The sequence below is a fragment of the Bacillus sp. FSL K6-2971 genome (assembly GCF_038006405.1).
Classification (GTDB): domain Bacteria; phylum Bacillota; class Bacilli; order Bacillales; family Bacillaceae; genus Bacillus; species Bacillus pumilus.
In genome coordinates this window covers 4,001,293-4,026,192 of the sequence record NZ_JBBOVD010000001.1, presented here as the reverse complement: position 1 = coordinate 4,026,192, position 24,900 = coordinate 4,001,293, and the positions used below count along the sequence as shown (strand labels likewise).

The window sequence follows — 24,900 nt, the reverse complement described above, 5'->3', positions numbered from 1 at the left end:
CAGAATTCAGTTTCATTTATTAAATACAAATCGACTTATCGTAATATATTTTTTTGTTCATACATATTAACAATTCTAGATATGTAAATACATTATATATAAGGAGTGATCTACATTGTCAAACACTGTAAAGGTATACATTTTAGCTATTGTAAGTTTTTTAGTTGGTACATCAGAGTATATAATCTCTGGTATTTTGGATAATATTTCTGAATCATTAGGAATTACGATAGCTGCAGCCGGCCAGTTAATTACCATTTTTTCTCTTGTGTATGCCATCTTCACCCCAGTATTAATGGCTTTAACATCGGGAATGAATAAACGCAAGTTAATGTTATTTTCACTTAGCATTTTTATTCTAGGTAATATTCTTGCATTCGTCCTTCCTGGGTATAAATTATTTATTGTTTCAAGAATTATTATGGCTCTTGGGGCGGGGATGGTCGTCGTTACTGCATTAACAATTGCTGAAAAAATCGCACCAAAAGGTAAGCAAGGTAACGCTATTGCTACAGTAGTAATGGGATTTACAGCATCATTGATAATTGGAGTCCCACTGGGCAGAATGACTAGTGATTTCTTCGGTTGGAAAGCTGTATTTGGAGGAATAGCTTTACTCGGATTATTAGCAATGGTTATAATTTCTCTTACGATTCCAAAAATCCAAGGGGATAAACCTGTACCTTTAATTCAACAACTCGCTCTTTTTAAAAAACCAAAAGTAGTGTTGGGATTAGCCATCACCTTTTTCTGGCTTGGTGGTTATTCAATTGCCTATACCTACCTATCCCCTTACCTTTTAAATATATCAGGTGTAAGCAACAAATTGCTGAGTGGAGTTCTCCTCGTATTCGGGATTGCTAGTCTAGTTGGGTCAAAGTTTGGTGGATTTAGTACCGATCGATGGGGTGTGAATTTTACTCTGATTAGCGGAATGACATTACATGTCATCATGCTAATATTGCTCTCACTAGTTACGCATTCTTATATTGGAGTATTGCTTATTTTAATATTATGGTCATTTGCTGCATGGTCTTCTGGCCCGACTCAACAATATCACCTAGCTACAATGGAGCCAGAGTCATCAGGTATACTATTAGGTCTCAATCAGTCAATGATGCAATTGGCGATGGCTGCAGGTGCAGCTATTGGAGGTATCTTTGTAGAGAGAGTTTCTCTATCTTCCATTACTTGGGTAGGGGCTTTGGGTGTTGCAATCGCGATCATTGTAACAATATTGGCTTCACGTGCTACTTCGAGTAATGGAATTCGAATTAGTAAACCGCACTTATAATATTGAAGGACAACCGCTTCATAAACAGCGGAACGATGGTAAAAAACGTGATTCGATTTAAAATATAATTATAGAAAGGAGGAAGCAACCTATGCACTCAATTAAAAAAATAGGTCGGAATTTTTGGTACATCACACCTATATCGCTTACCGACCGCCCCATTCTAGGTATGGTTGTGGGCAGTAACAAGACATTAATGATTGATGCTGGTAACTCGAAAGAACATGCCAAGTACTTTATCAAAGAAACGTTAAAACATGAGAACTTGACTCTTGATATGGTTGTCCTCACGCATTGGCATTGGGATCATATCTTTGGTCTGCCTGCGATGCCTGATACGATTTCAATTGCTTCTGCAAAGACAAGAAGTGAAATGGAGAAGCTTCTTCCGTTTTCGTGGTCAGATGAGGCGATTGATGAGCGGGTGAGGGAAGGAACGGAGATTGAGTTTTGCGCGAAGGCCATTAAGGAAGAATATCAGGATCATCGAGATATTCAGGTGGTTTTACCGGATGTGACATTTGACCGTCGGATGGAGATCGATCTTGGCGGGGTCACTTGTGTCGTGCAACTTGTTGGGGGCGATCATGCCGCTGACTCAGAGTCATCGTGTATGTGAAAGAAGAGAAAATCCTTTTTCTTGGTGATTGTATTTATCCGAAAATGTATGCCGAAAAAGTCCATTATTCAATGAAGGAAACATTGCGTCTTTTAGATGAGTTAGATGCTTTTGATGCCGATACGTATATTCCTTCACACCAAAGACCGTGGACAAAGGAGGAGTTTCGTCAGGAAACAGATAAGCTTAGGATGATTGCGAAATACACTGATCTTTGTGGTGGAGATCAGCAGAAAATCACGATAGAATATCAAAATTACGTGAACAGAGAACTGAAAGCAGATGAATTAGAAACCATTGCTTACTTTGTAAATGGTTATTAAATAATTGCTGAAACTAAACAAAAAAGTCTCATTTGAGTGATTTCCCTCAAACGAGACTTTTTTATTTTCTATGGTAAACCTACAACATATTCTGCATCACAAACTGTGACAGACATTTTTCATAGTTCCTCCTTTTATTCACTGATAACATTACTATACTTATCTAGTGATGCTTTGCGTGAGGGAATACCTATTTTCCAAGCCATTCTTACTTCCCTTATTAGCTTTAGCAAAAGGTGTTGTAGCAGAAGAAAAAATTAGTATATGTGATTAAACATATGAATCTCAGTTCCTTTATTCGATTACACACCAAAAAAGTCCCCTCCACTTAATTTCGAGGTGGCTTTTTTGGGTTAAACTTAGGCATTTAACCAAATGTAAATTGAAGATAACTTCTGATGTCATGTTCAGTTGGTAGATGATCGGAATAAGTCTTATATAATGATATTGAAGGGTGTGAAAAACATGATCAATATGAATTTGAAAAAAATGCGAAAAATACACAGGTTTACACAAGAAGAAGTGGCTGAGAAAATTGGTGTTTCAAGGCAAGCTGTTGCGAAATGGGAATCGGGAGAAACTGTGCCGGATATCAACAATTGTAAGGCTTTGGCTGAAATATACGGCGTTGCTTTGGATGATCTCGTGAATAATGTGGATGGTACAGAAGAGGCAGGGGTGAAACCAAAAGGAAAACACATATTTGGACTTGTAAAGGTTGGTGAACGCGGGCAAATTGTCATTCCTAAAAAAGCGAGGGAGATATTCAGCATCAGTCCTGGAGACAGCCTGTTGATTTTGGGTGATGAAGCTCAAGGAATCGCCATTGTAAAAAATGAGGCCTTCCTGCAGTTTGCTGACGATATATATAAGGCACAGGAAGATCAGGAGGATGAGGAATGATTGCTATTCAAACAAAGAATCTAACTAAGAAATTCGAAGAAAAGATTGCAGTCGATTCTCTTAATCTTTCAATTGAACAAGGCGAGCTTTTTACTTTACTTGGAGTGAATGGTGCAGGTAAAACGACAACGATCAAGATGTTGACCTGTCTTAGCATCCCTACTACCGGTGATGCAACGATCCTTGGTAACAGTATTGTTTCTAATCCCTACGCAGTAAAAGAACAGATTAATGTTTCACCACAGGAAACGGCAGTAGCTCCTAATTTATCCGTAAAAGAGAATCTTGAATTAATCGCTCAAATATACGGGTTCCACAAGAAAACGGTGGATATAAAAGTGGAGGAAATGCTTCATACGTTTAGTTTGACTGAGGTATCTAAAATGAAGGCTAAAACCTTATCTGGAGGAATGCAAAGAAGACTTAGTATTGCAATGGCACTCATTACAGACCCCAAAATCCTTTTTCTTGATGAACCTACTCTCGGTCTCGATGTCATCGCAAGGCGTGAGCTATGGAGTACTATTGAGAAATTAAAGGGGAGCATGACCATCATTCTCACGACACATTATATGGAGGAAGCAGCAGCCCTTTCGGATCGAATAGGGACGATGGCGAAAGGAAAATTAAAGGCAGTTGGAACAGTAGCTGAATTGATGGAAAGTACCAACACCAAATCACTTGAGGATGCCTTTATTTCATTAGCTACCAATGAGGAGGCCACCAGATGAAGTCACTAGCCTTTGCTGCACGTAATCGTAAAGAGATTTTGAGAGATCCTTTAAACTTAGCATTTGGTATAGGCTTCCCGTTAGTTATCTTATTTTTGCTTCATGCTATTCAAGCGAATGTTCCAACTGATTTATTTGTCATTGATAAACTAATTCCTGGCATAGCCGTCTTCGGGCTTTCTTTTATCTCACTATTCTCTGGAATGTTAATAGCTAAAGATCGAAGTACATCTTTTTTGATGCGATTGTTTACTACACCTCTTTCTGCCTCAGACTACATTGTAGGGTATATTGTCCCACTCATACCGATAGCAATTGTTCAAGTTATCATTAGCTTTATCGCAGCACTTTTCTTAGGATTACCTTTTAATTCCAATGTTTTGTTATCCATTCTTGTCCTTTTGCCAACATCTTTACTATTTATCGGCATAGGGCTCTTAGTGGGGAGTATATTTAACGACAAGCAGGTTGGTGGTATTTGTGGAGCGCTACTAACGAATATGAGCGCATGGTTAAGTGGTACATGGTTCGATTTGAATTTAGTTGGAGGCTGGTTCAAAGATATTGCGTACGCACTACCATTTGCTCACGCAGTAGACGCTAGCAGAGCTGCACTTTCTGGAGACTATGCATCAATTTTACTGCATCTTTGGTGGGTGATTGGATATACAGGTGTTATTGTAGCTATCGCCATTTTTGCTTTTAAAAAGAAAATGAATGGGGAAAACGCTTAGTTTGATACAGTTTTTGGTGAAGAAATTTACAGCTGGGTTATCTGGGCCTTTTTCTGTATGATAAACTTTAATGAAGTTGTCATTTAGTAGAGGGAGGTACATATGAAACAGCTTTACATGAAGCAGAAAGTATTTAGTCTGAGCGGCAGGTTTACGGTAAAGGATCAGCAGGAGAACGATGTGTATGTGGTTGAGGGCAGCTTTATGAAGATGCCGAAGACGTTCACCATTCTGAATTCAGAGCGAGATGAAATCGCGGTCATTACGAAGAAAATGTTTAGCTTTTTACCGAAGTTTTTAGTAGAAGTTGGTGGGCAAGAGGTATTGACGATCAAAAAAGAGTTTACGTTCTTTAAAGCAAAATATTCAATTGATGCTGCTGGTGTAGAAGTACAAGGCAACTGGTGGGATATGAATTTCCAAGTGCTGCAAAGCGGCGAAGTGATCGGTCAGGTGAAGAAGGAATGGTTTACTTGGGGTGACAGCTATAAGGTTGATATTTTGAAAGAAGAGATGGAGCCTGTAATGATTGCGTTGGTTGTTGCGATTGATTGTGTGAAGGCTGATGAAGCAGCGTCTAGGTCTTCGTCGTCGGCAACGACGAATTAGACAAATATGTTCTTAAAGTATAATGAAATGAAGAAGAGTGGTAGGACATTACTCTTCTTCATTAATAAGTAGAACGAATCATGTTTCTTTACTTTTCAATGGGGTACTTCTCTCCATTTTTTATTAATTTTTCTTCAATTATTTCTTTCACATTTAGATGAAGGTCTGAGCAAAGCATTAGTGAATATATTAAGATATCGGCTATTTCCTCTCTGATGTTTTCTTCGTTCGCCTCAAGAGCTTCTTCATTACTTTTCCATTGGAAGTCTTCAAGCAGTTCAGCTGCTTCTATCGAAATTGAGATGGCCAAGTCTTTTGGATTATGATATTGTCTCCAGTTTCGATCATCTCGAAATTGGTTAATCGAATGTATTAAATCTTTAATCTCAGTCATATTTGCCTCCCTCTTTTAACTCTTGTAATTTCCTTCTCAATTTTCCATCTGTTGCATAAATATAAAGTCCATGAATGCCTCGCTTCATCAGAACGTTAATCGAGTTTAGTATAATCTTTTCTTTTGCCTGTTTAATTTCCTCTGAAGTCATGTCACTTCTTGATGTGAATGCACCTGTATCTTTATAATTTGACGTATCTATTAGAAGTTCATTCTTTTCTTCATCATAGCTGATAGAAGGGCCAAGTATGACGCCGACATAATTTAAATCAAATCCTTGAACCGTATAGATTGAGCCCACTTCTCTAATTGAATCTGCATGTTCAGCCCATGTCCATTTATCATTTGTAAAATTCCATGGCATATTGATACCGCCTTCATCTACGATATAGGCAGCTCCATCTTTTTTATGTAAAAAGTCAAATGTAGATACAATGCGGGATAAGCCGACTTCATCATCCTTTTCTTGAATTGCCGTTTTAAATTGATTAGGATCCTCAAAAATTTTAAGCTCGAATGAAGCTTGTTTTACTTTAGGTGGATGTAATAATTGCTTTGAGACAAATTGGTCAATCCATTTCAACGTATCAGTATCAGCATGCATACGCATCTGTTCTGTGAGTTTCACAGTCTTCGCATGATATCTGTTTGTAATTTCCTCAAGTAATTTTTCATTCCAGTAGCTTTTAATTTTGAGTACCTGCTTTGGATCAAAAATGACAATGGTCATTTTACTTCGTTTGATAATCTCCTCTAGTTGGTTTTGATAATGGAAGTTATTGTACTTATCATCTTTTGTTAATAAAAGGTGCGCTTCATCAATTAACACGATGTCAGCCATTTCACCTGAGTTTGTCATCTGATTGATAAACGAGGTTGGTCTCATGATTTGTTTCTTCTTCAGATTTGGCAGACTCTTGGCGATGTTTTGATATGTTTTAAGCATTTCTGCATGATTTACAAGTAAAAAATTGTTCTTTTTGTTTAAGACAGATTCCATATCATTTGATAAATCTTGAATTGTATTAAAGAGGGAACTCAGTAAAACACTTTTCCCAGTTCCTGCATCACCCTCTATCGAAATAACATGATGCCCTGTCTGTTTGATATGCTCTTTACAAAAAGACAAAATTTCATTCTTAATTTCTACTTGTTGGGATGACAATTCCTTATAAGGAGAAAGCTTATAAATGTCTCTATTTCTTAATGTTTCAATTGAGTTAGTGACGATTTTTTCTTGTTGAAGCTGTTTCCACACCTCTTCAAAGACATCTTCATTGTAAAAGTCTTTCTGATAATAATGGTGCATTTCCCTTGATCGTGTCTGACTAACATTTTTTAATTGAAAACGATTTTCTGCAATAAAGTAGTTTATGAGATTTGTCTCAATATTGTAAGAGGCGGATTGGTGAAAGCGTTCATGTCCAATTAAAATTGTTTTATTTAATTTGTTCTTTTTTGGGTCTTTCAAATGATCTTTCAAACGTCTGCTGGCTTGGACTGACTGACCAATATAAGCAGAGGGTTTTTTCTTTTCATCATATAGGATGTAGACAATGGGTTGATTATGGAATACCGTTGTTCGTAAAGAAAGAATTTGATCTGTTTTAAAATCGCGTTTTTCAATAAAAAGTTCACTCATATAGCTAGCCCCTGTAGTCTTTTTGCCTATTATCGTATCATAAATTTAGCAAAATATCTCAGTGGTTATAGGTGAATATTGAATTCCTGACATGATGAGTTATTTTTCATTAAAGAGCAGCTCGAAATGGTTCAACAGTTATTGATTTAATTTCAATAGTGGAAAGCCACTAAAATCCAAAAAATATCTAGCAGTATATTTTCCGAGTTATAATATGGAACATACGAGGTGAGCAAACTGATCACATTCCAATACAAAATATTTCTAACAGTCGTCGAATCCGGCAGTTTTAAAAGCCGAGGAGAAACTTGGGCTGACACAGTCTGGCGTGAGTCATAACATTGTGAAGCTCGTATCCGAATTAGGGATTGTATTGCTGCGGCGGAATCGAAACGGTCTTTCATTAACTGATGAGGTGAGCGGGTGATGCCTCATATTCGGCAAAACATTCATCATGCGACATTTCTTCATACGACAAAAAAGCTTCCTGATTGTCCCAGTAAGCTTTTTCCATCCATCACCCATAATAATTATTCGCCTGAATAAAAAATTGGGACTGCATGTAGTTATAAGTGATTTTCGAGAAGTCGAAGGGCTGGCCGTTTGTGAGATGAAAGACGGTCTCGACGCGGAGAGCGGGATCATCTTGTTTAAGGCCGAGGTGCTTTGCTTCGGTTTCATTCAGTTTTCCTACTTGTAAGTACATATCGGAAAAGCCGACCTTGAGTCCAAGGCCTTCACTGATAAATTTAAAAACAGAATCGGCAGCAATTTCTGTGTTGAGATAGGGAATGATGGTTTTTCGGTAATAGGATTCTTCTAGACATAAGGTTTGTCCATTGATGTAACGGATGCGTTTGAGGTAAAAAACATCCTCATCTTCTTCAATATTCAAATTAAGCGCAGCTTCTTCGGACGGTTTGATGGTGTCTAGCATTAAAACCTCTGAAGTCAGTTGAAATTCCTCTAAATCTTTTTTAAACCCTTGGTTGGATAAAAGGCTGATGTAGCCTTTGCGCCTGTGTCTTCGAACAAAGATGCCGCTGCCCCTCACTTGATAGATAATTCCTTTTCTTTCGAGTAAGTCTAATGATTTGATAATGGTGCTTTTGCTCACAGCAAATTGGCTCATGAGGGTTTCGAGTACAGGAAGCTTGTCCCCTTGCTGCAGCTCATGGGTGACAATATATTTTTCAATATCGCTCGCAATTTGTTGATACTTTAACATAGCCATTCCTCTTTGTTTTCACGATTTATTGTCTTTGTATTATAGCACATACCGATTTTCCTTTGATATGCTAATCAAAATTATATATGTATTGATATATTGTACCGGTATAATTATAATATACATATACTAGTAGTGATAAAGGGGGGGTTATATGTCAAAAGTGAGGGATTATCAAAAGCTTGCAGAAGACATCTTAGAGGCAGTTGGCGGAGAAGAAAATGTGGTGAGTGCCGCAAGATGCGCCACGCGTCTGCGTTTGGTACTGAAACGTTCGAATCCAAAGGCCAAGGAAGCAGTCAACGCCATGCCTGGTGTTATTACCGTGGTGGAAAACGGTGGTCAATTTCAGGTCGTCATCGGCCAGCATGTTGGTGAAGTATACGAGCATTTTCCAACCTTGTTCAGCTCCAATCGTCGGATGATGACCAGCCTAATGAAAACAAGGGAACGGTACTGAACCGTGTCATTGCGACCATGTCCGCTGTGTTTGCGCCTTTTGTGTATATTTTGGCTGCAGCTGGTATTTTACAAGGTGCACTTATCCTCATTAATTTGTTATTTCCAAGCTTTTCGAAAACGGGAACATATGAAGTCTTTAGTTTCATTTCATGGGCACCGTTTACATTTTTGCCAATCTTTATTGCCATCACAGCAGCTAAGCATTTTAAAACGAATATGTATATCGCAGTAGCGTGTACAGCAGCGCTTGTCAGTCCAGCTTGGACAGAAATTGCTGGGCGTGTGGCTTCAGGTGAAGGCGTTACCTTTTTAGGCATTGCGTTATCTGAAACTGTTTATACGTCATCTGTTTTGCCTCCGCTGTTCTTGGTATGGATTCTTTCATATGTAGAGAGATTTTTAAATAAACGGATTCACGAGGTAGTAAAACCGTTATTTGTACCATTTATCTGTATGGTCGTTATGGTTCCGTTAACCATTCTATTAATTGGTCCTCTTTCAACAGCAGGTGCAAATGGGATTGCAAACGGATACAATATCTTAGCAGAAAATGTACCGGCTTTAGCAGGCGCCATTATCGGTGGATTCTGGCAAGTACTTGTCATATTCGGCGTTCACTGGGGCATTACGCCAATGGTGCTCGCCAACTTTGAACAATATGGACGTGACTCCTTCCAGGCATATCAAACCATCGCTTTTATCGCTCAGGTCGGCGCAGTGTTAGGAGTTATTTTAAAAGCAAGAAACCGCGAAACTCGGAAAGTCGGAGTCTCAGCCGGAATCACGGGACTCTTCGGAATTACGGAGCCTGCGATTTACGGTGTTACCTTACGTTTTAAAAAGCCGTTTATTTTCGGATGTATTTCTGGAGCAGCCGGTGCTATCGTTGCCAGCTTCTTCACACCTTATTACTTTGCGTATGCAGGTTTGCCTGGTCCGCTGACAATTGTGAACGGAATTAGTGCAGATTACCCAACATCGATCATCGGTATCTTAATTGGTGTCGCAATTGCGCTGATCTTACCAGTTGTGCTCATTCAAATGTTTGGTTATGGGGAAGATACAGTGGAGCAGACAGCCGGAACAACAACTGTCAAAGATCAAGATAAAGAAAAAAAGAATGCTTCGATGAACAATGAAGAAACAATCACTGCACCACTTGCAGGAAAAGTGCTCACATTATCTGAAGTACCGGATGCCGTATTTAGCTCCGGGGCGATGGGCAAAGGCTTTGCCATTGAACCGACAGACAGTAAGCTGTATGCACCGTTTGACGGCAGTGTTGTCATGCTTGCACCAACAAAGCATGCCATTGGACTTCGTTCAGAATTTGGTGTGGAGTTACTTGTTCACGTAGGAATTGATACGGTTTCTCTAGATGGCTCAGCATTTACACTCAAAATTCAAGAAGGCGACAAGGTGAAAAAGGGTGACTTGTTGATGACATTTGATCAAGAAGCCATTGAAAGCAAAGGATTAAAAACAGTCACACCAGTCATCATCACCAATACACAAGCGTATGAAGATGTGATGGTAGAAGCACAATCGACATGTCAGCCAACGGACGTCATGATTACAATTGTAAAATAGGAGGAATAAATAATGACATTACCAAAAGGTTTTCTATGGGGCGGAGCATTAGCTGCACATCAATTCGAAGGTGGATGGAATGAAGGAGGAAAAGGCCCAAGTGTTGTGGATGTAATGACAGCTGGTGCTCACGGAGTACCGAGACAAATTACTGAGACGATAGAAGACAACAAATTTTATCCGAACCATGAAGCGATCGATTTCTACCATCGTTACAAGGAAGATATCGCGATGTTTGCCGAAATGGGTTTGAAATGCCTGCGTACATCCATCGGCTGGAGCCGAATTTTCCCAAAGGGAGATGAAGCTGAACCGAATGAAGCTGGTTTACAATTCTATGATGATGTATTTGATGAACTGCTCAAGCATGGCATCGAGCCTGTGATTACACTGTCTCACTTTGAGATGCCGCTTCATTTGGCAAGAGAATACGGCGGGTTCCGAAGCCGAAAAGTCGCTGAGTATTTCGCGAAATTCGCAGAAGTGTGCTTCAATCGATACAAGGACAAAGTCACATACTGGATGACATTTAATGAAATCAATAACAAAATGGATGTCAACAACCCACTGTTCCTTTGGACAAATTCAGGGGTATCAGTCAAAGAAGGCGAAAATGCCAAAGAAATCATGTATCAAGCAGGACATCATGAATTACTTGCAAGTGCGTGGGCAGTAGCAAAAGGCAAAGAAATCAATCCTGCTTTTCAAATTGGAGCAATGGTTTCTCACGTACCAATCTATCCATATTCCTCAAATCCAGAGGATGTCATGCTTGCTGAAGAATATATGAGACAACGCTATTTCTTCCCAGATGTACAAGTTCGGGGCTACTATCCGAGCTATGCACTGAAAGAATTCGAACGCGAGGGCTATCATATTCCGTTTGAAGAAGGCGATGAAGAAAGCTTAAGAAAAGGCAAAGTAGATTATCTTGGCTTTAGCTACTACATGTCGACAACAGTTAAAAGTGATGCAGTGTCTGATAACGACGGAGACATTGTCAACGGAGCCCTTCCGCATGGTGTAGACAATCCTTATATCAAATCAAGTGACTGGGGCTGGTCCATTGACCCGACTGGCTTAAGATATACGTTGAATCGTTTTTACGATCGTTATCAAATCCCGCTCTTCATCGTTGAAAATGGGTTTGGTGCTATAGATCAAGTGGAGGAAGACGGTTCCATTCATGACCCAGAACGAATTCAATATCTCGCTTCTCATATCGAAGCACTGAAAAAAGCCATCGAATACGACGGTGTTGACCTTATTGGCTACACACCTTGGGGGATCATTGACATCGTGTCATTCACAACAGGTGAAATGAAAAAACGCTACGGCATGATCTACGTTGACCGCGACAACGAAGGCAACGGCTCGATGAAGAGACTCAAAAAAGATTCTTTTACTTGGTACCAAAACGTCATTGCCACGAACGGTGAAGAAATGTAACAAAGGAAAAGAGAAGCCCGGATGAGCGAAGTATGTGCTTGTTCGGGTTTTTACGTTCTTTCGGGAAAATTGGTTTGTATATCCTTTTGTTCACTAGATATAAGTCTTATAATTTAGTAAGAAAGAAGAAGATTGGAATGGGAGAGATCGTAAATGACAAAATGGTGGATGGTGCGTGCAGGCGACCAGAATGATTTAATTCCGATTTGGGAAGAGAAAGGATTAGCATCAATCGGGTGGCCTAAATTAGGTAATCCAAAACAATATCAAACAAAGCAAGAGATGAATGCTCGAGCTGATGTCATATACGCCGAGAACAAACCTTTTACGAGAAGAAGCTGGGTTAGTCAGGTATGGAGGTTTAGTAGAGAAATTCAAAAGGGAGATCGAATTATTACATACATAAAAGAAAGCCGTGAATATCGAGTTGGTACGGTGACTGCTCCACATTTTTTTGATGAAGCAGCAGGGGATAAAATGTATCCAAATCATATTCAAGTCAATTGGGAACCAATCGCAGTGAAACGAGATTCTCTCAGCCAATCAGCTAAGAACAGCCTCGGTTCTATATCAACTGTTTTTCGTGTAGATGATTGGGGGAAAGAAATTGAACACCTACTTAAAAACCCTACTTCTATACCAGCATTCGAAGATGAAACAGAAGAAGATGAAATTATTGAAGATTTAGTCAGCAAAGCAACTGTGATGATTGCAGATAAGGTGGATAAACTGGATCCGTGGCAGATGCAAGACTTAGTCGGGGGCTTACTGCAAGCTATGTCATACAATGTTCGTGTGAGTCCAAAAGGTCCTGACGGCGGTGTAGATATATTAGCTTATAAAGATGCATTTGGATTTGAAAAGCCCATTATTAAAGTACAAGTCAAGCATCGGAAAAATTCAGCCAGTGCGCCAGAAGTGCAGCAATTATTAGGAGCAAACCCCATGAATGCAAATAGTTTATTTGTTTCTACTGGTGGATTTACCTCTCATGCAAAAGCTGTTGCGAAGCATAATGAAGTTCATCTATTGGACTTAGAAGAACTCGTCAATCTTATTGTACATTGGTATGAGGATATGCCAACTGAGACAAGATCTTTATTACCTTTGAAAAAAGTGTATGTGCCTGAGTGAATTTTTATTGTCTAAATTTTATTAATGCCTGAATACAAAGAAAAAAGAGAGTAATGGCGACAAAATAGTTCATTGGATTGTGAAAGATCTTGATGTTCAAGGATATTTGAAGAAGAATCCAAAGGCCGAATATCACCATAATTGCAGGAATGATTCTTTTATACACATTGATTTTCCTTTCGGGAGTGTTTGTTTTTAGTTAGCATTGTCTCATATCATTGCAGAGGTTGAAAAGAGATAAAGATATTAATAGGTTCTATTACATGATTTGGTATAATTGATCTATAAAAACGATAAATGGTAGATAAAGTATAGGAGTTGTTGAAATGAATCAAACACTGCAAATGGGAGCCAATACCGTACTAAGTTCTCCAAAGGGGCATGTATCCATCAGCTATGAAGTGTCATCTGCAATTGATATTTCTTTAACGGCGTTTCTTTTAACAGATTCAGATCAGGTTGAAGGAGATCATGGCATTATTTTTTACAATCAACCAGAGAGTGCTTCGGGTGCAGCGTCACTTTTACCAGCAGAGGTATCAGGTCAGTTGAAAAGGCATCAATTGAATTTTGATATGAGCAAAGTGCCTGCTGGAATCACAAAGATGGCTATTACATTAACAGAAGATCAAGGAACGGGCTTTTCTCAAGTGAAGAATTTGCAAGCAGAAATTCGAACAGGTGACGAGGTGTTTTATCTAACACCAGTAAACTTTACAAATGAAAAGGGCATTGTCGTAGTAGAGCTATATATAAGAAATGGTGACACGAAAGCACGCTCAATTTGGCGTGGTTTCGATTCTGGACTGGAAGGTCTATGCAAGCTTTATGGTGTGGAGGTTGAACCTGATGAACAGGATATTTCTACACATCAAATGGCTCCTGAAAAACAACCAATTAAAGACCCTGCTCAAACGAAGACAACTGCTAAAGAGAAAGTCTCTGCACCTATCAGTTTAGAGAAAGTTCAGGGTAAAATTAGTCTAGACAAAGGTCATAAACCGATCATAATCGAGAAAACGCCTGAGATCACAGCTACAGTATCCTGGGAGTCCGGCACCGATTATGATATTTATGCATTGGTCTACACAAAGTCAGGAAAGCAAGTAGATGTGGCTATGTTTGGTGCGAAAGGAATTCCTGCTCTCAAAAGTTACGGCAGCGGAGCTGTTGAGCATATGGGAGATGTCGGCAGAGACCATGAATCAATGAAAACAGAAGTTATTAAACTACGGTTAAATGACGATATCCTTGCTGTCGTTCCGGTTGTTTATTCTGCCCAATCAAACGGAACAGGTTCCTTTTATAGATATAGAGTATCTATGAGTATAGATAATCACCAAGGAACGTCTGTGACGATTCATGCCAAACATGCCAATGACAATGATCGTATTTATTCTTGTGTGCCAGGTATACTTCAAAATACAAATGATGGTGTGATCATCCGCCCACTTGAGCTTTACAGCAAACCAAACTCTGAGCGGAGACCTAAATTAAAAATGAAGTCTTCTAATGAAATTGAGGTATTGATGGATAAAGGACCTGTCAATGATTATAAATAAAACGGATGTATGGCTAGACAGAGCAAAGTGCTTTGTTTAGCTTATTTTATTTAGCCCGTTAAATAGAGAGTCTATTCCGTTTTTTATGTCAATTAACCTATTTTTCCGTTTTGGTGGACACGATAAAATAGACTTTATGGTCAATAATGGAAGGAGTGAATTCTTCTGGGCAAAATACTTGATGCAAAAGAACTAACAAGTGCCATGGATGCAAGGGCAAAACACTACCAGGAACTCCGCGAACAATTGGTAGATTTAAAAAAAGCATTACAAGGTGTTTCTAATCTTGGTGATGATTTCACTGGAAAAGGTGCCGATAACATTAAAAGCTTTTATAAAGAACTGGCTGGAAATGTAGATATGTTTATCAGCTTCATTGATAAGCAAAAAGCCTTTCATGAAGGTGTTTCTGGGACACTAGATGATACAAACTTTGGCGGCGACACCTTTGTAGAAGAACACTTTTTAGACAACGCTGTACATATGGGCATCAAAAATGCCAAAAGCATTGTGAAGGATCAAAAAAAGGCGCTTAAAACGATTTTTCAAGACATCGACGACCTCATTTCTCTAGAAGTATTTGATAGTCAAACCTTTGATGAAAAAATTGCAGATACGGAAGACGAGCGAAAAAAGACAGTGAAAGACCTAAGAGAGCTTGATCAAAATTTAAAAGATGAATATGCTTTGTCAGAAACGGAGCAGCAAGCTACAATGGCATTGTACGCTGAAATGATCAATGCGACAAATGACGGAAAAGCAATTTCTCCGATGAATTTTGACAAGAAAGCGTATCAAAATAGCGAAATCTACAAGGCAAAAAGCGATATTGAGAAGCAAACTTCCGAATATCTCAACATTAAAAAAGAACAACAGGAAGCTAGGAAGATTGCGAAAGAACAAGAAGCCCTCGCCAACCGTCCTTGGCATGAAAAAGCACTTGATTACGGCGGGAATATCGTGAATGAACTGACTGGCGTGAACGATGCAAAACGTGCAGCTACAGGTGTTGACCCGATCACAGGTGAAGAACTTACCGCAGGACAGCGCGTCGCCGCAGGCGGCATGGCAGCGGCAGGCTACATCCCTATCGTCGGCTGGGCAGGTCGCATTTTCAAAGGCGGAAAAGCTGTTTATAAAACAACTCAAGCCACCTCAGCCGCAGTCAGAGCAGTCGACATCTACAAGACTTCGCAAAAATCCTTTGACGCCTTAAAAACATCTCAAAAAGGCTTATATGGCCTCACCGCCACAAACGGCTTCAGCGAAGCGATTACGGGGCGTGATATGTTTGGGAATAAGATCTCAAAAGAACAGCAGGAAGCGAGTATGAATGCGGCACTTGGAATGCTTTTGCCGTTTAGTAAAAAGAGCATCAATGGTAGTCTGAGGATCGGAGAACAAAAAGTTGCTGAGAAAATAATAGCAGAAAGAACCAAAGGATTAGATTTAAGGAAGCACCCTATACAAAGAAAGCAGTTAAGCACTAAGAAGATGAAAGAGCTGAAAGACAAATTTGAGAATAGGACGATTACGAAATTAGAATATGAAAATTATAAATGGAATAAAAAGTTTGCCAAACATAGAAACACTGGTGTGAATGAGTTTTGGTATCAGGAACGTCAAAGGATTTTGAATAAAGAGGATCCAACCAGAAACTGGGATAAGCAGCAATTAAATGATATTCTAAATGGTAAGAAGCCTAAAGTAGATGGAAAAACTGTGCAAGGTCACCATTCTTACAGTGCATCACAATATCCACATTTAGCGAACAAAGGCGAAATTATATATCCAGCTACACCAAATGAACATTTTAATGGTTGGCATGGAGGTAATTGGAAGAATAGTCTACCTGGAGAAAGAATTAAACCTATTGACGATTTCTAATCTATGGAGGAGAAACTAAATGCCTAAAATGAAAATGCGAATAGAGAAAGATGATGATCAAATCAAATATATCTCGATTCTAAGAAAACATACAGATAAAAGTATTTCTGAAATAAAAGAAGCAATAAATAAAAATGATTTTATTTTATCATATAATTTATTAGATATTGATGAATTGAAAGAGATGAAAAACATTATAAGTTTACTAGAAAAAGCTGGAGCTAAAATGCATATTTATGAAGATAGTCGAGAGGTTAGTGTTGAATTTTTAGATAATCTTATTGAATCTTATTTAGATACAGAAAGGTATCTAGAAGAAGTGGATGAGCAAATAAATGAAGATTAATTTTTGTGGCTTTGAAACAGATGACAAGTTGGACTGTATAAATTAGTCACTATAAACCCTTCATATGAATTTAAGGAAGATCAATTTGGTGACTGACTTAGCAATAATACTCCCAGAAGAAATAAGTATTTTCTCAGATTTTATCCAAGATATTTCAACAGAAGAAGTGGATGAGTATATAGGATATATTCAAAATGTTATAGATGGAGTTTATGAAAACTTTGAAATTACATTGAATGCTACCAGTGCAAGTATCAAAAGAGAAGAGACAATCGTTGAACATCATTATAGAATTGAAGAACCTCATGAAAATAAAATTGAAACAAAAGAATTCATAAGGCTGTTGTTAATTTGGAAAGAGAAAATACCAGAAATATCCGAAGATTAAATATCATATTGACGATTAGAATAATGATTCAGGCACTTGATTAGTCCTTTAGGCTACAAGTGCTTTTGTTTAATTAGAGATCTTAAGATGTTTGAATACAAAAAGTAAGGTAACCCTAAAATGGTGATCTCTATGAATAACAACAGAAACTCCAAAATCGAAACCTTAAAAAGAAAAAGCAGAAGAAAGCATTTAATAAACGAGTTAAGCTATATGACACTTCCAGAAAATGCATTTTTAGATATCGAAGAAAATCAATTGTTTTGTCAAAAGGTTTTTGCTTTCCTTCAATCAAGAGAAGAGAAAGTTCAAATACATGGAAACCACTACCGAGAGCATATTGAGAAGTCTGAACAAATGTTGAAGGAAATGGTTAAAAAGGTAAAAATAACACCTACACAAGGCAGATTGCTATTTTTTCGAGATCATGAAATTGAAGCCCTTTTAGTGAATGTGGATGAAGTGTTTAGTCATTTAAATCAGCTTCTTGAGCAGACCAAATTTTCAACTGGATATGGTGATTTTATTTTAGCCGCAGAGGATTTTCATTTTGGATTATGCATAGAGCGAACGGAATATTTTTATGAGCTAAGTATTTGGGGGTTATAATAATTAACGATGAATAGAGTTGACACATCTTTTAGGGAGTGGAATTAGCCACTCTTTTTTTCTAACGATGGAGTCATACGCTTGATCGATGATTTCCCTCAAATTTAAGCAATTCACTATCATTACCTTTCACATTCATATAAAATAAGAGCAGTGAAAAATTGAAGAAATGCTTGATACATGAAGGGCATGTAAGCGGTGAGCTGCATGACATGATGAGATGTATGAACGTGAAGGCTGCAAAGCTGTTCTTTCTCACATATGAGATCTTATAAGCGATCACTTCATTGCGATGGTGTTGAGGGGTGTGTCAGGATGAGGAATCCGTATGTGAGAACGGCTTCTAGTCTATATATTAATTACTTTTTATTAGGGATGGTCAATATAATTTTGGCTTCCAATATGCCATTTTTAATCAAACAGTTAGATACCAATAGTGCAGGAATTAGTTATATGATTTCGGCGCTTGGCATTGGCAGGGTGCTTACGTATGGTCTATCGGGCGTGCTGTCAGATCGTTTTGGGCGGAAGCCGGTCATTTTGGTTTCGGGTGTGCTGATGGCAGTGTTCCTGATCGGAATTCCGTTGTCTCCAAATTATCAAATCGCGTTTGCGTTTGCGATTTTGGCAGGGGTCGCAAATTCGGCAATGGATGCAGGAACGTATCCTGCATTAATGGAGGCTTTTCCGCAAAACTCGGGATCTGCGAATGTGATGGTGAAGGCCTTTATCTCGATTGGGGCAACCATTTTGCCACTGGCGATTTTCTTTTTAGCAGAGCATGATTTGTTTTATGGAATGGCATTTTTTGTTCCTGCTCTGATCTATCTTGTGAATGTCTTGATGCTGTGGACCTTGCCATTTCCGAATCATCGCAAGGTGGAGCAAGTCCAGGTAACGGAGCATGACGGACTTCCGCGCTTCTCGACAGAGCCTACATTTTGGAGAGAAGGGATCGCACTCATTGTAATCAGCTTTACGTCAAATGGGCTGTACGCCTTGCCGCAAATTTGGCTTCCGACGTATGGTGAGGCCATATTGGGGATGACATCGGGCAGTGCTGTGAAACTGCTCAGTTACTATAGCATGGGCGGGCTGCTGTCTGTCGTGATGCTCGCTTTTCTGTTGCGCCGTTTTGTCCGTCCGGTCACTGTGCTGCTGATCTATCCAATCATTACACTAGTTTCTATTTGTGTACTCTTGGTCGTGAAATCCCCAGTCATAGGAACCGTCAATGCTTTTGTATTGGGATTTTCAACAGCAGGAGTCTTTCAGCTGACGTTAACTGTGATGGCTGAATTCTTCTGGAAAAACAAAGGGACGATGACAGGAATTATTTCCACAGCGGGCGGCGTTTCGGCTATCGTCATCCCGGTCGTAACAGGCTTAATTCAGAGTCACTCGTCCATTTTACAAATCTTTATGTTCGATGCAGTGGTGGCTGTTGCGGCCATTATCGGCGCACTGTATATCCTGTATCGATACCGCCAAATCATGGTACATGATTAAAAAAAAGACGACCTCCGCTTAGGAAGTCGTCTTTCTTTTGTTTAGAAACGGTCATTTTCAAAAAGAATTTGTTTCACTTGATCAACTGGCATATCTTCACCAGTAAAGAGTTTGTAAGCAAGTGCACCTTGCCATAGCATCATGCCAAGACCGTTAATGGTTTTGGCGCCAGCTTCCTGTGCTTGTGCAAGGAGCTTTGTTTTTTGCGGGTTGTACACGACATCTGTTACGATCAAATCTTCACGCAGTACATCAAGTGTATCATCGATAATGCTGAGCTGATCTAGTGGTTTCATGCCAAGGCTTGTCCCATTTGCTAGGATCGCACTTTCTGCTACTTCACGGCGGAAAGCGTCTTTGTCTTCAAGTGGGAAAATGTTCGCTTTGACACCAAATGATTTCATTTCTTCGTTGATGTACGTCACATTTTCTTCAGCTTGAACAAAATATTGATCATTACGAGCAAAAATACTAATTTCACGAATGCCAGATTGTGCAAGCTGAATCGCAATCGGAGTCGCAGCGCCGCCAGAGCCAACGAGAGTGACCTTCTTACCGGCTAATTCAACGCCATGTTCAATCAAGTTTCTCACATACCCAAGACCATCTGTGTTGTAACCGATGAGCTTACCATCCTTGTTCACAACGGTGTTGCTTGCACGTGTGTATCTTGCAGAATCGTCTAGTTCATCTAAGTAATCCAATACTTTCATTTTGTTCGGCATAGAAACGTTAAACCCAGCTGCACCCATTGCTTTCATACCATTTACGGCTGCTTCTAGTTCTTCATTCCCTACTTCAAATGCGAGGTAAGCATAGTTGATCCCTGTTAGTGTATAGCCAAGGTTATGCATCCGTGGTGAAAGGCTGTGTCCGATTGGTGTAGCAAGAAGACCAACTAATTTTGTTTTCCCATCAATATTTCGTTCATGTATGTTTGTCATGATTGACATCTCCTTTAATTATCTAAATAATTTTTTCATGCGTCCAAGAACAAAGACCGCTAGCAATACGCTCATAACCGCAATGATCATATCGAAAAATAACGTCATTTTAATATCGTACGTGCTGACCAACCCACTTGTAATGAGCGGCACGAGGATAAACGCGGAGCTTGCCGCAATGTTGACGTAGGATGAAGCCGTTGCTTTGTTTGTCGGGAATAGTTTCATCATGATACTCATCGCCAGCTGGAAGATTCCCGCTGTAAATAGCCCTAAGAAAAAGGTGCTGACAATCACAATGCTGTATGTTTCGATTTGGAATAATGAAAGCATCGCAAGGAATGCTCCAATTGGATAAATAATTGCCACCATAATAGGTGAAATGAATTTATCTAAGACGATCGACAGCAAGAGAACAGACACCAGTGCACCGATACTAAAATAAGATAGAAGCTGTGTGGCTTGTTCTGTGCCAAGTCCGATTAATTTTAACCCGAGCTGCGGAAGCCATGTCTGCCATACGACAAACAATGCAGTCGACGTGAACCCCATGAGTACAACAGCTAAGCCTTCACCAAGCATTTTAGGTTCTTCCTTCATTTGTTCCTGTACTGGAAGGTCATCTTGTGAAGAGACTTGCTTATGGTTCGGGAACGGCATAAAGATTAAGTAAATCCCAACAAGTAAATAAAGAAGCCCTAGTCCAAAGAACGCCCAGCCCCAGAAGATGTCATGTGCAATAAGGAATGCCAGGATAAATGGAAGAACAGTCGCTCCAATTGAAACGGACGCCTTCACTAAAACAGAAGCTGAACTTGCCTTTTTAGGAAACGATTCTGTCAAAGCAGGATATGTTCCCGAATCAAGTAATGAGTTTGCAATCCCAGCAGAAATCGCAAAGATAAATGCCAATGTATAACTCGTTGTCGTTGGAATACCGATTAAGAATAATAAGTAAAGAAAGTTTCCTGTAATAATGACAGGCTTACGTCCCCAGCGGTCGGCTAACCGGCCTGAGAAAAAGAGAGCAACCAGTTTACCAATTCCGATCGCCGATACAAGCAAGCTGATTTTCGGAATATCCACATGGTAGCGTTCAGATAAGCTGTCCATGTTGGAAGCTACAATAATATTGATCATGCCGAGCATGAAGTAGTTTAAATACATGCCAACAGACGATTTAATATAAGGATTTTTCATGTTCCCACTCCTATATTTGAAACCCCTTTAGGGTCAAATTCTTTGTATAATCTTGATTATTTCCTTACATGTACATAAGTCCATCACAACACCCCTTGTGTGATTGATGAGTAAATTAATGAATATTCATCTCTTCTTCAATCAAGTACATCGTTCTACTAAAATGCAAAAAATTTTAACAGTCTTGATTAGAAAGTGAAACTTCATGATTTGATCAGAATCATAAAAAACCAATTTCAACTGTTTTTTGATAGAAATAACGATATGAAGAAATAGGTATAACGATATACTAAAAGAAGCAACGAGATAAATATACTCCTGTGTTTTAAATGTGTCAAGTTTATGACTTTGTGATTTAAAAAAAGAAAAATGAAACAAAGAAATAGTTGACTTGATCAATAAAAAAAGAGAATTGCTGTACGCAATTCTCCCTTTTCATGATGATGAAGAGGTTTCTCTAATATGAAGTTGAGGCTTTAAGATCAATCGTTGCAGCTCTTCATCCTGTTCGTTCATTTTATGATATAAAAGGTTCGCTGCTTTGACCCCGATGGATCGGGGGAAGGAGGAAACTGTGGTGAGCGGCGGATGGTACATCTCCGCTTCAGGAACATTATCGAATCCAACCACATCGATATCTTCACCAGGCTTAATGTCCCGTGCTGACAGTTCTTGAATGACCCCAAATGCGACTAGATCACTAAAACAAAAAATAGCAGTAGGAGGCTCAGGCTGATCAATCACTTGGGCAAGTGCTTCTTTCCCGCCTTCACGAGTAGGTACCATATCGATAATAAGAGATTCATCAATTGTCAGGTTTGCCTCATCATGGGCTCTTTTGAAACCTTTCATCCGCTCAATCCAAGTCGATGAGGTCTTGATGCCGCCTAAGAAGGCGATACGCCGATGCCCCTTTTGAAGAAGATGATGAACCGCCATCCAAGCACCTTGTTCATAATCAACACCGACATAGTCACATTGCACATCTGATAATTCACGATTTGCCAGTACTTTTGGGGTGCGAATTTGATTTAATTGTTTAACCGTTCGTGCAGAGCTTTTTGAAGCTGGGTTTAAAATAATCCCGCCCACTCGGTGCTCTACCATTGTGGAAATGAGCCGCTCCTGTTTATCGACACTGTCAAAGGTCGTACCAAGTAAAACAGTATAGCCTAGTGATTCAAGCGTGGTTTGCACGCCAATTAAAAACTCAGAAATAAAGGTGTTAGAAATATCCGTGACAATCACACCAACGATATTTGAGCTTTTTGACCGCATGTTGGCAGCAACGCGGTCGTATACGTATCCTAAGTCCTCCATGGATTGCAGTACTTTTTTTCGAGTGGCTTCAGAGATTCTAGGATTATTTCGAACAACAAGTGATGCCGTTGAAGTCGAAACACCGGCATGCTTGGCGACTTCCTGTAATGTGACACGCTGTTTGTTCATTTTTTTCATTTGTTTTCACCAACTTCCATGGATTGCCTAACTTTGTTCTTGATAAGAGGGATTTCTCCATCAAACGGGGCGAACATCTTTTGATTTATTATACATGAATCAAGGGGGATTGATGAAGTGAAGTTATATGACTGCCACCGTCAATCATAAAAGATTTCCATTGACAGCTTTCTTTTAGAGGCGTAAAATATGAAATTATTCAGAAATAGCAACATTTTAATTAAATAACGAAGGCTATGATTGCTGTGGGTCACACTATGGCAGGAGCAGCTTCTGGAGAGACCGCATGTATGTGCGGCGCCGAAGGGTTCACAATCTCAGGCAAAAGGACAGAAGAGTACGAAATATTGTATTTGTAATGCATGGATGATGCCGTGTATTGCTTTTCTCTATTTTGCTATTCTTTTATGACCGTGAGATTGGAGCGCATCCAATCTCTTTTTTTATGGAATTTTTGAGAGTTCATTATTTCAGTATAAGATCGTGTCGTAGGAGGGCGTTAGCATTGGAACAACAAGAATTGAAACGAGATTTATCAAACCGCCATGTTCAGTTGATTGCAATTGGCGGAACCATTGGAACTGGGCTGTTTTTAGGCTCTGGAAAGGCCATTCAATTGGCAGGTCCATCGATCATTTTTGCTTATTTAATTGTCGGAATGGCGATCTTTTTTGTCATGAGGGCACTTGGTGAATTGCTCTTATCGAAGACAGGCTATCAGTCATTAACCGATATTGCAGAGGATTACCTTGGTCCGTGGGCATCCTTTGTGACAGGGTGGACGTATTGGTTTTGCTGGATTATGACCGCGATGGCGGATGTTATTGCTGTCGGAGTGTATGTGCAGTATTGGTTTGACATCCCGCAATGGATTCCTGCTATCATTTGTTTGTTGATTTTACTAGGGTTTAATTTATTAACGGTGAAGCTTTTCGGAGAAATGGAATTCTGGTTTGCACTTATTAAAGTGATTACGATTCTATTATTGATCGGCGTTGGAATTGTCCTTTTAATCATTGGTTTTCAAACAGATGCAGGACCGGTGACGGTAACGAATCTTTGGTCACACGGCGGACTATTCCCGCATGGTGTCACAGGCTTCTTACTGTCATTCCAAATGGTCATCTTTGCGTATGTGGGAGTGGAACTGGTCGGTGTGTCCGCAGCAGAAACAGCCAATCCACAAAAAAACATCCCGTCTGCGATTAATAAAATTCCATTAAGAATTCTCTTTTTCTATGTGGGCGCCATTTTTGTCTTACTATGTATCAACCCATGGACTGAGCTCAGTGCATCAGAAAGTCCTTTTGTAAAAACCTTTGGGCTGATTGGAATTCCAATAGCAGCGGGACTCATTAATTTTGTTGTCTTGACGTCTGCGGCTTCGGCTTGTAATAGCGGTATGTTCTCGACGAGCCGAATTTTGTATAATCTCAGTCATCAAAAACAGGGCCCATCTTCCTTTGGACGTCTGAATAAGCACGCTGTTCCAAGTAATGCACTATTCGTTTCAACGATTGTGGTATCGGTCGGTGCTCTCTTAAGCAAGCTGATTCCGGAACAAGCCTTTGGTATTGTCACAACCATCAGTGCCATTTGTTTCATTTGGGTATGGAGTATTATTTTAATTTGCCATTTGAAATATAAAAAAACAAAGCCTGAACTGCATGCAGCATCTACCTTTAAAGCACCGTTCACACCTTTTGTAAACATTTGTGTTCTTGTCCTTTTTGCTGCCATTTTAGTGATCATGCTGTTTGCGGATGCAACACGTCCGGCGCTCTTGTTAACACCGGTTTGGTTTGGTTTCTTATTATTGATTTATGCCCGAAAGAAACGCCGTGCGTCATAATGGACGGAAAAGCACAGCCTTTGCATTGGGCTG

General features: G+C 39.5%; 20 protein-coding genes, 4 pseudogenes and 1 riboswitch. Of the genes and pseudogenes, 17 read left to right on the top strand and 7 right to left on the bottom strand.

All coding sequences use genetic code 11. The features are described from left to right. The first annotated feature begins 115 nt into the window (after window positions 1-115). The 6 genes and pseudogenes from MHI33_RS21340 to MHI33_RS21315 all read left to right on the top strand — a co-directional run bounded on the left by MHI33_RS21340 (window position 116) and on the right by MHI33_RS21315 (window position 5,213). Entirely contained in the window at window positions 116-1,294 is a 1,179-nt protein-coding gene (locus MHI33_RS21340) for an MFS transporter (protein WP_034660579.1), read from the top strand. Window positions 1,295-1,385: 91 nt separating this feature from the next. Then, window positions 1,386-2,236, top strand: a pseudogene (locus MHI33_RS21335) (MBL fold metallo-hydrolase). A 465-nt stretch (window positions 2,237-2,701) separates the two neighbouring features. Beyond that, on the top strand, window positions 2,702-3,139 hold the full coding sequence (locus tag MHI33_RS21330) for a helix-turn-helix transcriptional regulator (RefSeq protein ID WP_223260724.1): 438 nt from the start codon (window positions 2,702-2,704) through the stop codon (window positions 3,137-3,139). After that, window positions 3,136-3,870 carry an ABC transporter ATP-binding protein gene (locus MHI33_RS21325; RefSeq protein ID WP_340913670.1) on the top strand — a complete coding sequence of 245 codons (735 nt, stop codon included), beginning with the start codon at window positions 3,136-3,138 and terminating at the stop codon, window positions 3,868-3,870. Before MHI33_RS21330 ends, MHI33_RS21325 begins: the two co-directional genes overlap by 4 nt. Then, window positions 3,867-4,604, top strand: coding sequence for an ABC transporter permease (locus MHI33_RS21320; protein ID WP_187704259.1), 738 nt, complete (start codon window positions 3,867-3,869; stop codon window positions 4,602-4,604). The genes MHI33_RS21325 and MHI33_RS21320 overlap by 4 nt, the downstream gene beginning before the upstream one ends. 102 nt (window positions 4,605-4,706) lie before the next feature. After that, the gene (locus MHI33_RS21315; protein WP_340913667.1) at window positions 4,707-5,213 is read left to right on the top strand and encodes an LURP-one-related/scramblase family protein; all 507 of its coding nucleotides are present in this window, start codon (window positions 4,707-4,709) and stop codon (window positions 5,211-5,213) included. 88 nt (window positions 5,214-5,301) lie between these two features. Here MHI33_RS21315 and MHI33_RS21310 read toward each other — a convergent pair whose 3' ends face one another. Both MHI33_RS21310 and MHI33_RS21305 read right to left on the bottom strand, forming a co-directional pair. Beyond that, a complete protein-coding gene (locus tag MHI33_RS21310) occupies window positions 5,302-5,607 on the bottom strand; it encodes a nucleotide pyrophosphohydrolase (protein WP_340913664.1) in 306 nt (101 codons plus the stop codon). After that, window positions 5,600-7,249 (bottom strand): DUF2075 domain-containing protein, encoded by a 1,650-nt coding sequence (locus MHI33_RS21305; protein WP_340913661.1) that lies wholly within the window; start codon window positions 7,247-7,249, stop codon window positions 5,600-5,602. The genes MHI33_RS21310 and MHI33_RS21305 overlap by 8 nt, the downstream gene beginning before the upstream one ends. Before the next feature lie 240 nt (window positions 7,250-7,489). On the opposite strand from MHI33_RS21305, the pseudogene MHI33_RS21300 reads away from it, so the two are divergent. Then, a pseudogene (locus MHI33_RS21300) lies at window positions 7,490-7,717 on the top strand (LysR family transcriptional regulator); the annotation flags it as partial. 49 nt (window positions 7,718-7,766) lie between these two features. Here the strand turns inward: MHI33_RS21300 and MHI33_RS21295 are convergent. Then, window positions 7,767-8,477, bottom strand: coding sequence for a GntR family transcriptional regulator (locus MHI33_RS21295; RefSeq protein WP_106038565.1), 711 nt, complete (start codon window positions 8,475-8,477; stop codon window positions 7,767-7,769). 154 nt (window positions 8,478-8,631) lie between these two features. Here MHI33_RS21295 and MHI33_RS21290 point away from each other — a divergent pair. The 3 genes and pseudogenes from MHI33_RS21290 (at window position 8,632) to MHI33_RS21280 (ending at window position 13,112) form a co-directional block, all read left to right on the top strand. Next, window positions 8,632-10,529: pseudogene (locus MHI33_RS21290) on the top strand (beta-glucoside-specific PTS transporter subunit IIABC). A 12-nt stretch (window positions 10,530-10,541) separates the two neighbouring features. Next, on the top strand, window positions 10,542-11,978 hold the full coding sequence (gene bglA, locus MHI33_RS21285; protein WP_445661784.1) for a 6-phospho-beta-glucosidase BglA: 1,437 nt from the start codon (window positions 10,542-10,544) through the stop codon (window positions 11,976-11,978). 153 nt (window positions 11,979-12,131) lie between these two features. After that, window positions 12,132-13,112 carry a restriction endonuclease gene (locus MHI33_RS21280; RefSeq protein ID WP_066031490.1) on the top strand — a complete coding sequence of 327 codons (981 nt, stop codon included), beginning with the start codon at window positions 12,132-12,134 and terminating at the stop codon, window positions 13,110-13,112. 4 nt (window positions 13,113-13,116) lie between these two features. On the opposite strand, the gene MHI33_RS21275 is transcribed toward MHI33_RS21280, so the two are convergent. Next, entirely contained in the window at window positions 13,117-13,278 is a 162-nt protein-coding gene (locus MHI33_RS21275; RefSeq protein ID WP_223251416.1) for a hypothetical protein, read from the bottom strand. Between the two features lie 160 nt (window positions 13,279-13,438). Between MHI33_RS21275 and MHI33_RS21270 the strand changes: the two genes are divergently transcribed. From MHI33_RS21270 to MHI33_RS21245, 6 genes and pseudogenes are all read left to right on the top strand, one after another. After that, window positions 13,439-14,674, top strand: coding sequence for a TerD family protein (locus MHI33_RS21270; RefSeq protein WP_340913656.1), 1,236 nt, complete (start codon window positions 13,439-13,441; stop codon window positions 14,672-14,674). 204 nt (window positions 14,675-14,878) lie between these two features. Further along, the gene (locus tag MHI33_RS21265) at window positions 14,879-16,561 is read left to right on the top strand and encodes a T7SS effector LXG polymorphic toxin (RefSeq protein ID WP_445661783.1); all 1,683 of its coding nucleotides are present in this window, start codon (window positions 14,879-14,881) and stop codon (window positions 16,559-16,561) included. A gap of 19 nt (window positions 16,562-16,580) precedes the next feature. Further along, window positions 16,581-16,907 (top strand): hypothetical protein, encoded by a 327-nt coding sequence (locus tag MHI33_RS21260; RefSeq protein ID WP_003215251.1) that lies wholly within the window; start codon window positions 16,581-16,583, stop codon window positions 16,905-16,907. Window positions 16,908-16,958: 51 nt separating this feature from the next. Next, window positions 16,959-17,295: pseudogene (locus MHI33_RS21255) on the top strand (tRNA-Val4). A 132-nt stretch (window positions 17,296-17,427) separates the two neighbouring features. Then, window positions 17,428-17,904, top strand: a complete 477-nt coding sequence (locus tag MHI33_RS21250) for a YxiF family protein (protein ID WP_340913653.1) — start codon at window positions 17,428-17,430, stop codon at window positions 17,902-17,904. Window positions 17,905-18,219: 315 nt separating this feature from the next. After that, window positions 18,220-19,413, top strand: coding sequence for an MFS transporter (locus MHI33_RS21245; RefSeq protein WP_113767946.1), 1,194 nt, complete (start codon window positions 18,220-18,222; stop codon window positions 19,411-19,413). Between the two features lie 41 nt (window positions 19,414-19,454). On the opposite strand, the gene MHI33_RS21240 is transcribed toward MHI33_RS21245, so the two are convergent. From MHI33_RS21240 to MHI33_RS21230, 3 genes are all read right to left on the bottom strand, one after another. Beyond that, window positions 19,455-20,357 carry a hypothetical protein gene (locus MHI33_RS21240; protein WP_044139102.1) on the bottom strand — a complete coding sequence of 301 codons (903 nt, stop codon included), beginning with the start codon at window positions 20,355-20,357 and terminating at the stop codon, window positions 19,455-19,457. Window positions 20,358-20,375: 18 nt separating this feature from the next. Beyond that, window positions 20,376-21,557 (bottom strand): MFS transporter, encoded by a 1,182-nt coding sequence (locus tag MHI33_RS21235; protein WP_044139103.1) that lies wholly within the window; start codon window positions 21,555-21,557, stop codon window positions 20,376-20,378. 435 nt (window positions 21,558-21,992) lie between these two features. Continuing rightward, a complete protein-coding gene (locus tag MHI33_RS21230; protein ID WP_268507137.1) occupies window positions 21,993-23,015 on the bottom strand; it encodes a LacI family DNA-binding transcriptional regulator in 1,023 nt (340 codons plus the stop codon). Between the two features lie 263 nt (window positions 23,016-23,278). After that, window positions 23,279-23,358: riboswitch (glycine riboswitch) on the top strand. Window positions 23,359-23,520: 162 nt separating this feature from the next. Here MHI33_RS21230 and MHI33_RS21225 point away from each other — a divergent pair. Beyond that, window positions 23,521-24,867 (top strand): amino acid permease, encoded by a 1,347-nt coding sequence (locus MHI33_RS21225; RefSeq protein WP_217012593.1) that lies wholly within the window; start codon window positions 23,521-23,523, stop codon window positions 24,865-24,867. Window positions 24,868-24,900: the final 33 nt, after the last annotated feature.